The 11,175-nt window shown below is 63.0% G+C and carries 11 protein-coding genes and 1 tRNA gene; 8 read left to right on the top strand and 4 right to left on the bottom strand.

Going from position 1 to position 11,175, the window contains the following annotated elements:
- The first annotated feature begins 58 nt into the window (after nucleotides 1–58).
- The 3 genes from DM995_RS21640 (at nucleotide 59) to DM995_RS04255 (ending at nucleotide 3,372) form a co-directional block, all read left to right on the top strand.
- Nucleotides 59–394 carry a YbaB/EbfC family nucleoid-associated protein gene (locus DM995_RS21640; RefSeq protein WP_023837859.1) on the top strand — a complete coding sequence of 112 codons (336 nt, stop codon included), beginning with the start codon at nucleotides 59–61 and terminating at the stop codon, nucleotides 392–394.
- A 121-nt stretch (nucleotides 395–515) separates the two neighbouring features.
- Nucleotides 516–2,912 carry an endopeptidase La gene (lon, locus tag DM995_RS04260; protein WP_023837861.1) on the top strand — a complete coding sequence of 799 codons (2,397 nt, stop codon included), beginning with the start codon at nucleotides 516–518 and terminating at the stop codon, nucleotides 2,910–2,912.
- Between the two features lie 187 nt (nucleotides 2,913–3,099).
- Entirely contained in the window at nucleotides 3,100–3,372 is a 273-nt protein-coding gene (locus DM995_RS04255) for an HU family DNA-binding protein (RefSeq protein ID WP_017671429.1), read from the top strand.
- A 138-nt stretch (nucleotides 3,373–3,510) separates the two neighbouring features.
- Here DM995_RS04255 and DM995_RS04250 read toward each other — a convergent pair whose 3' ends face one another.
- From DM995_RS04250 to rlmB, 4 genes are all read right to left on the bottom strand, one after another.
- Nucleotides 3,511–4,137 (bottom strand): eCIS core domain-containing protein, encoded by a 627-nt coding sequence (locus DM995_RS04250; protein ID WP_116968608.1) that lies wholly within the window; start codon nucleotides 4,135–4,137, stop codon nucleotides 3,511–3,513.
- A gap of 87 nt (nucleotides 4,138–4,224) precedes the next feature.
- The gene (locus DM995_RS04245) at nucleotides 4,225–4,944 is read right to left on the bottom strand and encodes a hypothetical protein (protein ID WP_116968607.1); all 720 of its coding nucleotides are present in this window, start codon (nucleotides 4,942–4,944) and stop codon (nucleotides 4,225–4,227) included.
- A gap of 52 nt (nucleotides 4,945–4,996) precedes the next feature.
- Nucleotides 4,997–5,944, bottom strand: a complete 948-nt coding sequence (locus tag DM995_RS04240) for a hypothetical protein (protein ID WP_157973067.1) — start codon at nucleotides 5,942–5,944, stop codon at nucleotides 4,997–4,999.
- Nucleotides 5,945–5,967: 23 nt separating this feature from the next.
- Nucleotides 5,968–6,732 (bottom strand): 23S rRNA (guanosine(2251)-2'-O)-methyltransferase RlmB, encoded by a 765-nt coding sequence (rlmB, locus tag DM995_RS04235; protein WP_023837865.1) that lies wholly within the window; start codon nucleotides 6,730–6,732, stop codon nucleotides 5,968–5,970.
- A gap of 156 nt (nucleotides 6,733–6,888) precedes the next feature.
- Here rlmB and DM995_RS04230 point away from each other — a divergent pair.
- From DM995_RS04230 to DM995_RS04210, 5 genes are all read left to right on the top strand, one after another.
- Nucleotides 6,889–6,974, top strand: a tRNA-Tyr gene (locus DM995_RS04230).
- Between the two features lie 198 nt (nucleotides 6,975–7,172).
- Nucleotides 7,173–8,384, top strand: a complete 1,212-nt coding sequence (locus DM995_RS04225; protein WP_116968605.1) for a tyrosine-type recombinase/integrase — start codon at nucleotides 7,173–7,175, stop codon at nucleotides 8,382–8,384.
- 691 nt (nucleotides 8,385–9,075) lie between these two features.
- Nucleotides 9,076–10,029 carry a DNA-methyltransferase gene (locus DM995_RS04220; protein ID WP_232824048.1) on the top strand — a complete coding sequence of 318 codons (954 nt, stop codon included), beginning with the start codon at nucleotides 9,076–9,078 and terminating at the stop codon, nucleotides 10,027–10,029.
- Nucleotides 10,026–10,487, top strand: a complete 462-nt coding sequence (locus DM995_RS04215; protein ID WP_116968604.1) for a BglII/BstYI family type II restriction endonuclease — start codon at nucleotides 10,026–10,028, stop codon at nucleotides 10,485–10,487. The genes DM995_RS04220 and DM995_RS04215 overlap by 4 nt, the downstream gene beginning before the upstream one ends.
- Nucleotides 10,488–10,500: 13 nt before the next feature.
- The coding region (locus DM995_RS04210) for a ParB N-terminal domain-containing protein (RefSeq protein ID WP_198669247.1) at nucleotides 10,501–11,175 on the top strand (675 nt) is incomplete at its 3' end.

The following is an 11,175-nucleotide window of genomic DNA, read 5'->3' as shown; positions in this document are numbered from 1 at the left end:
CTGCGGCGGAAATCTCCCCACATGGAGACGAAACCCTGCCAACACGGAGTGCCAAGGCATGAAAAGCATGGAAGAGATGATGGCGGCTGCGCAGGAAGCGGCGCAGACCGTGCAGCGCCAGATGAACGAGGCGCAGGCCAAGCTGGAATCGATCGAGGTCGAAGGCGCAGCGGGCGGCGGCCTGGTCAAGGTGCGTGCGACCGCCAAGGGCCGCATCCTGGGCGTCTCGATCGACGACAGCCTGATGGTGCCTGCCGACAAGCAGATGCTCGAGGATCTGATCGCCGCCGCGTTCAACGATGCCCGCACCAAGGCCGATCGCGCGAGCGAGGAAGAAATGAGCAAGATGGCGCAGGGCCTGCCGCTGCCCGCCGGCTTCAAGCTTCCGTTCTGAATGCGTTAACCTGGGTGGGTGCAGGATCGCTTGTCGTGGATAGACCCGGCAACCATATAGGCCGGTGAGATGCCACCGGATGCCCGGTGACCAACCCCAGATGGATTGAACCGAATTGACCATGTTCCAGACCTATCCCCTGCTGCCCCTGCGCGACATCGTGGTGTTTCCGCAGATGATCGTGCCGCTGTTCGTCGGCCGCGACAAATCGGTCGCTGCGCTCGAACGCGCTATGGAGCAGGACAAGGAAATCTTCCTCGTCGCGCAGCTCGACCCGGCGCGCGACGATCCTGATCGCGATGATCTCTACGACATCGGCGTGGTCGCCACCGTGCTGCAGCTGCTCAAGCTGCCCGACGGCACCGTGCGGGTGCTGGTCGAGGGCGGCGAGCGCGCGCGGCTGAACCGGCTCGAGACCAGCGGCGATCATGTGCTCGCCGAGGTCGAGACCATTCCGGCACGCGCCGTCAGCGGTACCGATGTCAATGCGCTGATGCGTTCGGTGGTCGAGCAATTCGAAAATTATGCCAAGCTCAACAAGAAGCTGCCGGCGGAAACCGCGGTGCAGCTGGCCGAGATCGACGACGCGTCGAAGCTCGCGGACGCGGTGGCCGCGAACATCTCGGTCAAGGTCGCGGACAAGCAGAGCCTGCTGACCGAGGACGATCCGGTCAAGCGGCTGGAAATGGTGTTCGGCTTCATGGAGGGCGAGCTCGGCGTGCTGCAGGTCGAGAAGAAGATCCGCGGCCGCGTCAAGCGCCAGATGGAAAAGACCCAGCGCGAATATTATCTCAACGAACAGCTCAAGGCGATCCAGTCCGAGCTGGGCAATGGCGATGGCGACGACGGCAACGGCGTAAACGAGTTCGCCGAGAAGATCGAGAAGCTGAAGCTCTCGCCCGAGGCCAAGGCCAAGGCGACGGCCGAGCTCAAGAAGCTGCGCGGCATGGCGCCGATGTCGGCCGAGGCGACGGTCGTGCGCAACTATCTCGACGTGCTGCTCGGTCTGCCCTGGGGCAAGAAATCGAAGCTCAAGAAGAACATCGCCGAGGCGCAGACGATCCTCGACGACGACCATTTCGGGCTGGAAAAGGTCAAGGACCGGATCATCGAATATCTCGCGGTCCAGGCGCGCACCAACAAGCTGAAGGGCCCGATCCTGTGCCTGGTCGGCCCTCCGGGCGTCGGCAAGACTTCGCTCGGACGCTCGATCGCCAAGGCGACCGGACGCGAGTTCGTGCGCCAGTCACTGGGCGGCGTGCGCGACGAGGCCGAGATCCGCGGCCATCGGCGCACCTATATCGGTTCGCTGCCGGGCAAGATCGTCAACAATCTCAAGAAAGCCGGGACCAGCAATCCACTGTTCCTGCTCGACGAGATCGACAAGCTTGGCCAGGACTTCCGTGGCGATCCGGCCTCGGCGCTGCTCGAGGTGCTCGACCCCGAACAGAACACCAAGTTCCAGGACCATTATCTGGAGATCGACATCGATCTTTCGGACATCATGTTCGTGACCACCGCGAACAGCCTGAACCTGCCGCAGCCGCTGCTCGACCGCATGGAGATCATCCGGCTCGAAGGCTATACCGAGGACGAGAAGGTCGAGATTGCCAAGCGGCACCTGATCGCCAAGCAGGTGGAATCGCATGGCCTCAAGGCCGGCGAGTTCGAGCTGACCGAGGAAGGCCTGCGCGACCTGATCCGCTATTATACCCGCGAGGCGGGCGTCCGCACGCTCGAGCGCGAGATCGCTCGGCTGGCGCGCAAGTCGCTGCGTCGCATCCTCGAGGGCAAGGACAAGGCCGTGGTGATCACGCCCGAAAACCTGTCCGAGTTCGCTGGCGTGCGCAAGTTCCGCCATGGCATCGGCGAGGCGGAGAACGACATCGGCGCGGTGACCGGCCTGGCCTGGACCGAGGTGGGCGGCGAACTGCTGACCATCGAGGCGGTGACCGTGCCCGGCAAGGGCGCGATCAAGACCACCGGCAAGCTGGGCGAGGTGATGCAGGAATCGGTGCAGGCGGCCTTCTCGTTCGTCAAGGCGCGCGCGCCGGCCTATGGCATCAAGCCCAGCATCTTCGCGCGGAAGGACATCCATATCCACCTGCCCGAAGGCGCGGTGCCCAAGGATGGCCCCTCGGCGGGCATCGGCATGGTCACCTCGATCATCTCGACGCTGACCGGCAACGCGGTACGCCGCGATGTCGCGATGACCGGCGAGGTCACGCTGCGTGGTCGCGTGCTCCCGATCGGGGGCTTGAAGGAAAAGCTGCTCGCGGCGCTGCGCGGTGGCATCACCACGGTGCTGATCCCGCAGGAGAACGAGAAGGACCTGGCCGAGATCCCCGAGAATGCCAAACAGGGGCTCAAGATCATCCCGGTCAGCCATGTCGACGAGGTGCTGCGCGTCGCCCTGGTCGATCCGCTCGTGCCGATCGACTGGACCGAGGCGGACGAGCTTGCGGCGCAGCCGCCGGTAGCCGCAACAGACATCGCGGAAGCAGCCGTGAAACACTGATTTGCATGGTGCAATGCAGCATCTGAAAGGGAAGCGCGCATCGGGGGTCGCATTACGGTAACATTGCGACAAAACGCCCGGAAATGCGCGCTTTTCCCTTTGACAGTCCGGTCAAATCGGTTCTTACTCAGCCCCCTCAAAGCCGCGATTCAGCAATATTCAACAAAAATCAGGGGGTTCCCACGGCATGAACAAGAACGATCTCATTTCGGCAGTTTCCGAACAGGCTGGCATCACCAAGGCCGACGCCAGCAAGGCGGTGGAAGCCGTGTTCGATTCGATCAGCGGCGCACTCGCCAAGGGCAGCGAAGTCCGTCTCGTCGGTTTCGGCACCTTTTCGGTCAGCAAGCGCAAGGCATCGACCGGACGCAACCCGCGCACCGGTGAAAAGATGGAAATCAAGGCCTCGACCCAGCCGAAGTTCAAGGCGGGCAAGGGCCTGAAGGACGCGGTCAACTGATCGCTTCTGCCCTGCATCCTGTCAGGGTGCCGCAGATGCTTTGAGCGGGCAGGGGTCGCATCTTACCCTCCCCGGTTGAAATGCTAGAAACATCGGAAGGCGGCGCGCATCGTGCCGCCTTTCTTTTTGTCGCCGGTGTCAGCCCGCGCTTTTGCGGATGGCCGCCGTCACCTGGTCCGCGCGCCGGGTGGCTTCGCGCTCGATGACGCGCCAGTCGGCAATATAGGCGGCAGCGAAGCGATCGATGCCCATGCGCCGGTACTGCTCGACATGCGCCAGCTCGTGCGCCCACATCCAGACATTCTCGGTCAGCCGCGCGCTGGAGAAAACCACCTGGCGGTTCAGCGCGATGGCGCCTTCGTCCATGAACTGTTCGGTCACGATCGCGCCCAGATCGACCCGCCCCGTGCCCACCGTCCAGCGGGTCGCGGACAGCGTCTCGGGCCTGAAATGGGGCGCGAGCAGCTTCTGCATGTCGGCGGGGATGGGCTTGGCACCGGCGCGCGCGGCCTGGCTCTCGCCATGTCGGATCGCGCGCGCGAGCACGGGTGCGGTCAGCCGCGCCGACCGTCGCACCAGCTGCTGCGATCCGCGCCGCGCCTCGCTGGCGATCGCGCCGGCCGAGCGGCCGCCCAGCGCTTCGATCACCCGGTTAAGCTCGGCGGGCGGGCGCAGCAGCTGTTCTTCGGGACGCTCGATGCATCCCGACACGGTCATAACGGCCAGCGCGCCCAGCGCACCGATGACATATCGCGGTCCGATCATCCCCGGACCGCTACGCGACCGCTTACTGACCGGCAAGCCCGATCAGCGCCTCCGGGCCCTTGGACAGGCGGCTGTTGACGATCCATTTCAGCGTCGCGTTCGCGCCCGCCATGGTCGGGCCGTCCTCGGTATTGTTGGTGAGAATGCGGCCATCGGTGGTGATGGTGAACGTGCCTTCGGGCTTGGGCTGGCCCGGCTTGCCCTTGGCATCGGCTGCACCCGCCATCGCCCGCCCGCTTCGCCCGAATAGGCGGGGGCAGAGACCTTCACGCTGCCGTCCTTGCGGGCGATAATGGTGACAAAGGGCATGATCGCATTGCCGCCATCGACCAGCGGGAAGGCGAAACCATGCGCGCTGTTGCCGGTGATCGAATATTCGACATCGATGATGCGGTTGCCGCGATAGCTGACCTTGTTCCAGCCGCGCTGCTTCTTCAGCTGCTCGACCAGCTCGGCGATGCTCTCGTCGCTGCCCAGCCCGCCCATCTCGCCGCCCATGGCACTGGCGGCCATGCCGGTCTCGCCCTTGCTTTCGGCCTGCGCCGTGTCGAAATCCTTGCGCTGCTGCGCCAGTTCGGCCTCGGTGCATTCGCGCTCGTCGCCCGTGTCGTCGCTATAGCAGGGGCTGGGCGAAAACTCGGCGGGCGGCGGCGACATGTCGGTCACCACGATCTCGCCGACATAGGTGAAGGTGAAGGTCCCATCGCGCTTCAGATCGAGCGTCGAGGTGAACTTGCCCGGGGAGAGCAGGCAGCCGGTCAGCAGCAGCGGCGCTGCCAGCGCGGCGAGGATTCGCACGAATTTCATGTCTCGGTCCTTTGCACAGGTGCGACCCGTTTGAACCAGATAGCGCCCGGTCTCAGGCCGGGGTGAGCGAAATCAGCGCCTCGGGCGCACGCTCGCGCCTGGCATTGACCTTCCATTCGAGCACCCGCAGCGCGCCGGAGACGCTGGGGCCGTCCTCGGTGTTGTTGGTGAGGATTTCGCCATCGGTGCGGAGGGTGAACATGCCGTCGGGCTTGGGCAGATTGGCAAAGATCTTCGCCTCTTCGCTGTTGCTCGACGATCCCACCGCCTGCAGGATCGACATCAGGCCGCCCATATTCCCGCCCATGAAGCTGCTTTGCCCCCCTGCGGCAAAGGCAGGCGCGTCGATGCGCACGGCGTTGTTGGTGCGCGCGGTGGCGACGATGAACGGGGTGATGCCCTGCACCTTCTCGATCGTCGGGAAGCTGTAATCCTGGTCGATCCGGCCCGAGATCGCATAATCGACGGTGAACAGCCCGTCGCCCTTGTGCACGACCTCGCGCCAGCCCTTCTGCTTCTTGATCCGGGTGATGAACTCGTCGATCGCGTCGGGCGAGGTGGGGTCGATGCCGCCGAGCATCGCCTTGAAGATCTCGATATTCTTCGCGTCCTCGGCCTTCTTGGCCGCACGCTGTTCTTCCCAGGCTTCCTTCTGGCTGTCGATCTCGGCAGGCGTGCATTCACGCTCGAGCGCCTCCTCGGCCCAGTCCTCGCTGTCCTCGGAGCCCTGCTCTTCCTGGACATAGGCGGTCTTGAGCACTGCCGCGTCGACCTCTGCCGGCTCGCCATAACAGGGGCTGGGGGTGAACTCGGCCTTGCTGTCGTCGAGCGCTGCGCCCATCGCGATCAGCTGCGACAGGCCGAGCAGATGGATATCGCCCTTGTAGGCGAAGCTGAAACCCCCGCCGCGCAGCACGGTCATGTCGGCGGTGAACTTGCCCGGGGACAGCAGGCACCCGGTCAGCATCCAGGCGGCGGCGGCGACCGCCAGTATCCGCATTCCCATCCGCCCCCCAGCGCGCATCAGCCCTCTCCCCGGTCCATCCGAATCGCGTAGAGCGAGATGGCCGCCGCGTTCGAAACATTGAGGCTCTCCATCGCGCTGCTGATCGGCAGCCGCGCGAGCACATCGCAATGCCCCGCGACATTGTGACGCAGGCCTTCGCCCTCGGCCCCCAGAACCAGCGCGATCGGTCCGGTGCCCAGCACCTCGGCCAGCGTGTCTTCAGCCTCTCCGGCGAGGCCGATGCGCCAATATCCGGCATCGGCCATTTCCTCGAGCGCGCGCGACAGGTTCACCACGCGCACCCAGGGCACGATCTCGAGCGCGCCCGATGCGGCCTTGGCGATCGTCCCCGATTCGGGCGGCGCGTGCCGGTCCTGCGTGATGATCGCGGCGGCATCGAACGCGGCGGCGGAGCGGAAGATCGCGCCAACATTGTGCGGATCGGTGACCTGGTCGAGCACCACCAGCGGACGCAGCGGATCGCCCGAGAGCACGTCGCCGAGCAGCATGTCGTCGAGCGGCTCGACCTCGATCACGATTCCCTGGTGCGGCGCATCGCGCGCGACCAGCCGGGCGAGATCGGCGACATCGGCATATTCGACCGATACGCCCGTGGGCAGATCGAATTGCGCCAGCGCCTCGCGCGTGCCGCGGATCCAGCGAATCTGCCGCTCGGGATTGGCGAACGCCGCCTCGCAGGCGTGCGTCCCCCAGAATCGCGGCAGCTTGCCGCCTTCGAGTCCCGCCTTGCGGTTACGGTTGCGTGCGCCGCGTTTGGCCATCTTGGGTTGTATCTTTCTTGGGCGAACAGGTCGCCGGGGTGGCTGGATCAAGCTTTTCGTCCTGTCGCCATTGACAGGCAAGCGCGAATTGTTCAAGGGACCGCCTCTCGGCAGAAACGGCCCTCTTCGGAACGGCCAATCGCACAGGGAATGTGTGGACAGGTGGCCGAGTGGTTAATGGCAGCAGACTGTAAATCTGCCCGCGAGAGCGTACGCTGGTTCGAATCCAGCCCTGTCCACCAACCCCCTTTCTTCCGGCATACCCCAAAATCCATGGAAATCCTTGGTTTTCTGCGGTATATTGCCTCTCGCCATCCACACAAATCCGTCGCGATCCATGCCCATCCGACGCCCAGTGTGGGGGTAATGTGGGGGTAAAAGCCCTTACCCCCACACTGTGGTTCCTCGCCGCGATGCGGAAAAGTGTGGGGGAGAAATCGATGGGAAAACTCTCGGCGGTAGGGGTCAGAACGGCTCTCGCGAATCCCGGCACCTATCAGGATGGTGACGGTCTGTTTCTCAAGGTGGACAAGCGCGGCGGTGCCTACTGGAATCTCCGGGTCCAGCAGGACGGCAAGCGAAGGGACATCGGGATCGGCAGTGCCAGGCTCGTGACGCTGGCGGCAGCGCGCGAGAAGGCCAATGAGCTCCGATTGGCCGTGAAGGTCGAAAAGCGCGATGTGCTCGCCGAAAGGAAGGACGAGGCCGCAGCCAAGGTGACCTTCAGGGAAGCGGCCCTCCTGTATCATGCGGAAAACGCGGCGGGCTGGAAAAGCGAGGTCTACACCCGCCAATGGCTCGCGAGCCTCCAGAACTATGTCTTCCCCAAACTGGGCAACAAGCCGACCGGAAGCGTGACGACTGCCGATATCATCGCGGTACTCACCCCGATCTGGCAGGAGATACCCGACACCGCGCGCCAGGTGCGCAACCGGATCTGCGCGGTGCTCGACTTCGCGCATGCCAGGGGCTGGCGCTCGACAGAGGCACCGTCCGGCAACAACAGCCTGAAGGCGGGGAGGGGCCTACCCAGACAGATCAAGCAGACCCAGAACCGCAAGGCGATGCCCTATGTCGCTATCCCGTCATTCCTGATCGCGCTGCGGCGCAAGCCGTCCTTCGGACGTCTGGCGCTCGATCTGCTGATCCTGACCGGCACGCGATCACAGGAAGTCCGTCTCGCGCGTTGGTCTGAGTTCGACCTGGAGGAACGCATCTGGTCGATTCCTGCCGAGCATATGAAGCGGAGCAGGGCGCATGACGTCCCGCTGTCCGATGCAGCGCTCGCGGTGCTGAAGAAGGCCGACGCGCTGCGCATTGAGGGCACGGACGTCGTCTTCCCCGGCACGGCAGGCAATCCGATGTCCGACATGACGCTGCTCAAGGTGCTGCGCGACATGCAGGAACCCTTCCACGTCCACGGGTTCCGCTCGGCCTTTACCGACTGGGCGGCGAACGAAGGCTACCCGAACGCGGTGGTCGAGGCGGCACTCGCCCACAAGACACCCGACGCAGTGCAGGCTGCCTATCGCCGCACGACCTATCTCGGCACCAAGGAGAAGCCTGGCATGCGCGTCAGGCTGATGGAGGCATGGGGTGCCTACTGCTCCGGCACGCCCACGACGCCGCCAGCGCCCTACGCCGAGGATTAGTCGCGCCGCCGCCGCGTGGCACCATCGTAACGGCTGGCAGGCATGGCTCTGCCATGACGGCCTGCCTTCCGGCGAGGATGGGAGGGGGAGGGAAAACCCCAATCGATGCCCTGGCGCGGGCCAGCGGGCGAAGCCCGCCACACGGAGGCATCTATTGGGGTTTCGGGAACGAGAGGGCAAAGCCCTTGGTGTTCCCGCGTCAAGGATCGCGCCAGCGATCCGCACAAAGAAACGACGCCCTTGCACGGCGCGAAGCCGCCGGACGCCCTGCGCGCGGGCCAAGTGGGCCAGCGGGCGTCCGGCAATGAGAGAGGCAAGAGCGCCTGCGGGTCAGCACAAGAACACCGCGCCCGCAGGAGCGCGCAGCGCGGGACCGAGCGCGTCCTCCGGGAACTCCCGCTCCGCTTGCCGCGCTCCTGATCGTCACCCGGATGGGCCGGGACGACAGGCCCGGTCCGCGCAGCGGATAGAGCAGGTTGCCCGAAGGGCAGCGCACTCAAGTTTCAACGTACCTGGCTTTGCATTGGGGTGGAGCGGTGTATCCGAGCAACTGGCCATTCGAATAAGGCTAGATCTGTCCTGATATCTGTGCTTTGTGTCGGTCATGCCATTGCGAGGTCGTCGCGATCTTGCTCCAAGGTAGACTCGCGGTGCTGAATTTGGCATAGGAACAAACAAAGAACATGTGCACATGAACGAGGAATTCTCTATGCGAAAATCGCGCCGGACAGCGAAGCCGACTGCCAAGCTGATTGGTGAACGGGCCTTTCGGCCGGAGCCGCATAACGCTGCGCCAAACGTGATTGCGTTGCAGCGGCCCCTCACCGTCCAGATCGAGTGCCAGGACAATCTTGAGTTCATGCGGTCGCAGGACGACGAGAGCATGAAGCTGATTGTGACGTCGCCTCCGTACAACATCGGAAAGGCATATGAGAGCCGAACGTCGATCGACCTGTATATCAAGCAACAAGCGGCCACGATCGCTGAAGCCGAACGCCTCCTTCATCCGCAAGGGTCTATCTGCTGGCAAGTCGGCAATCACGTTGATGACGGGGAGATATATCCGCTCGACATCTTGCTCTACGAGCTCTTCAAGAACCACGGTCTGAAGCTTCGGAACCGGATCGTATGGACGTTTGGTCACGGACTCCATTGCCAGCGACGGTTCTCTGGCCGGTATGAGACGATCCTCTGGTTTACCAAGGGGGATGACTACACATTCAATCTCGATCCGGTTCGTGTGCCTTCGAAGTACCCTTTCAAAAAACACTTCAAGGGCCCGAGGCGCGGAGAGTTATCCAGCAACCCCTTGGGCAAGAACCCTTCCGACATCTGGGAAATCCCCAACGTGAAGGCGAACCACGTTGAGAAAACCAATCATCCGTGTCAGTTTCCTGTCGGGTTGGTGGAGCGACTTGTTCTCAGTCTGACCGACGCGGGTGATAATGTACTCGATCCTTACATGGGCGTCGGGTCATCGGCTATCGCCGCTCTAAAGAATGGACGAAACGCTTTCGGCTGCGATTTAATGCAAGAATATGTTGATGTTGCCCTTGACCGGGTTGCGCAGCTTGAAGCAGGTATCCTCCGAACCCGCCCGATGAACAAGCCGATATACAACCCGAACGAGAGGTCTGGCGAATGAGATTAGCCTTCACTCACGAACACCGAAATGGCGGGGCGGAGTGGCAGAAGCGCGATCTCTTCGAGTGGATCACAGACATATTCGAAGCGCCGGGAATCAAGCTGAAAAGCAGGTGCACTCCCGCGATAAGGCAGCATATTGCGACCGAGTTTCGGAATGAAGGGTGGGGGCAAGACGTAAAGATCGATCAGGATCTCAACCTGACCATTTCGGCGATGAAGGATGATCTGGCGTTCCAGCTCCAGACGGGGAACATCAGCCGAGCGCCTTACGACCTGCTGAAGCTTCAGCATTTGTTTCAAAGCGACAGGATCGAAGCTGCGGCGTTGGCAGTCCCGACACGCGCAGCTGCGGCTATAATTGGAAGCAATGTCGCGAATGCCGAGCGGGTGTGCAAGGAGATGACCGCCTTCGATCGCGTGATCACCGTCCCGATTTTGTTGATCGCATTCGAATAAGAGAGCTTGGGGCATGGGCTACGAGATTGCTTTGACTGCGCCGGCGGAGCGCGAAGCATTGATCGCAAAGGCGCTTAGATCGCCCGAGCGCACGCTGCCGTTCCACCATTTTCGTGCCAAGCTCTACGAGCTGCCAATCATACGCGTGCCAATCGATCTGCCGGTGTATCGGATGGAGAACTTCCGTACCTACACCGACCAGCACGAGTACCTTGCGAGAGAAGGGTTGCCTGCGGACTATTTCCTGTCTGGCCAGGAGATCGAAAGCGTCCAGCAGGTTCAGCACGATATCTTGGCAAGGCTTTCGCGGCGTGGCGTTGCTGACTCAGTCGTTCCGGTCATCGACGTTCTGAAGAAGGACGGGCAGATTGACCCGCTACTCGCAACGAGCTCCGGCGTAATCGTCAACGGCAATCGCCGTCTGGCAGGGATGCGAGAGCTCGGCCTCACCTACGTCGAGTTGATGATCCTCCCGGCTGATGCTTCTGCAGACGAGATCGTTGATATTGAGGCAAGCCTGCAAGGCGTCCCTGAGACCAAGCTCGACTATGACTGGATCGGTGACGGACAGCTGATCAACCGCCTTATCGAAATGGGGCGCACTCCTAAGGATGTGGCCGATCAACTCCACAGGCCGGAAAAAGAGATCAAGACCGCGCGACAGGCGCTCATTGAAGCAGACCTGTAC

It is taken from the genome of Blastomonas sp. UPD001 (genome assembly GCF_003426715.1).
Lineage (GTDB): Bacteria > Pseudomonadota > Alphaproteobacteria > Sphingomonadales > Sphingomonadaceae > Blastomonas.
The sequence above is the reverse complement of the archived record's forward strand: the minus strand, read 5'-3'. Positions and strand labels throughout refer to the sequence as shown.

Excerpts from the sequence above, each read along its gene's own strand:
- DM995_RS04245 (WP_116968607.1), bottom strand. The coding sequence starts at position 4,944 with ATGAAATTCGTGCGAATCCTCGCCGCGCTGGCAGCGCCGCTGCTGCTG.
- DM995_RS04250 (WP_116968608.1), bottom strand. The coding sequence starts at position 4,137 with ATGATCGGACCGCGATATGTCATCGGTGCGCTGGGCGCGCTGGCCGTT.
- DM995_RS04215 (WP_116968604.1), top strand. The coding sequence starts at position 10,026 with ATGAGATTAGCCTTCACTCACGAACACCGAAATGGCGGGGCGGAGTGG.
- DM995_RS04255 (WP_017671429.1), top strand. The coding sequence starts at position 3,100 with ATGAACAAGAACGATCTCATTTCGGCAGTTTCCGAACAGGCTGGCATC.
- lon (WP_023837861.1), top strand. The coding sequence starts at position 516 with ATGTTCCAGACCTATCCCCTGCTGCCCCTGCGCGACATCGTGGTGTTT.
- DM995_RS04240 (WP_157973067.1), bottom strand. The coding sequence starts at position 5,944 with ATGCGGATACTGGCGGTCGCCGCCGCCGCCTGGATGCTGACCGGGTGC.
- DM995_RS04225 (WP_116968605.1), top strand. The coding sequence starts at position 7,173 with ATGGGAAAACTCTCGGCGGTAGGGGTCAGAACGGCTCTCGCGAATCCC.
- rlmB (WP_023837865.1), bottom strand. The coding sequence starts at position 6,732 with ATGGCCAAACGCGGCGCACGCAACCGTAACCGCAAGGCGGGACTCGAA.
- DM995_RS21640 (WP_023837859.1), top strand. The coding sequence starts at position 59 with ATGAAAAGCATGGAAGAGATGATGGCGGCTGCGCAGGAAGCGGCGCAG.
- DM995_RS04220 (WP_232824048.1), top strand. The coding sequence starts at position 9,076 with ATGAACGAGGAATTCTCTATGCGAAAATCGCGCCGGACAGCGAAGCCG.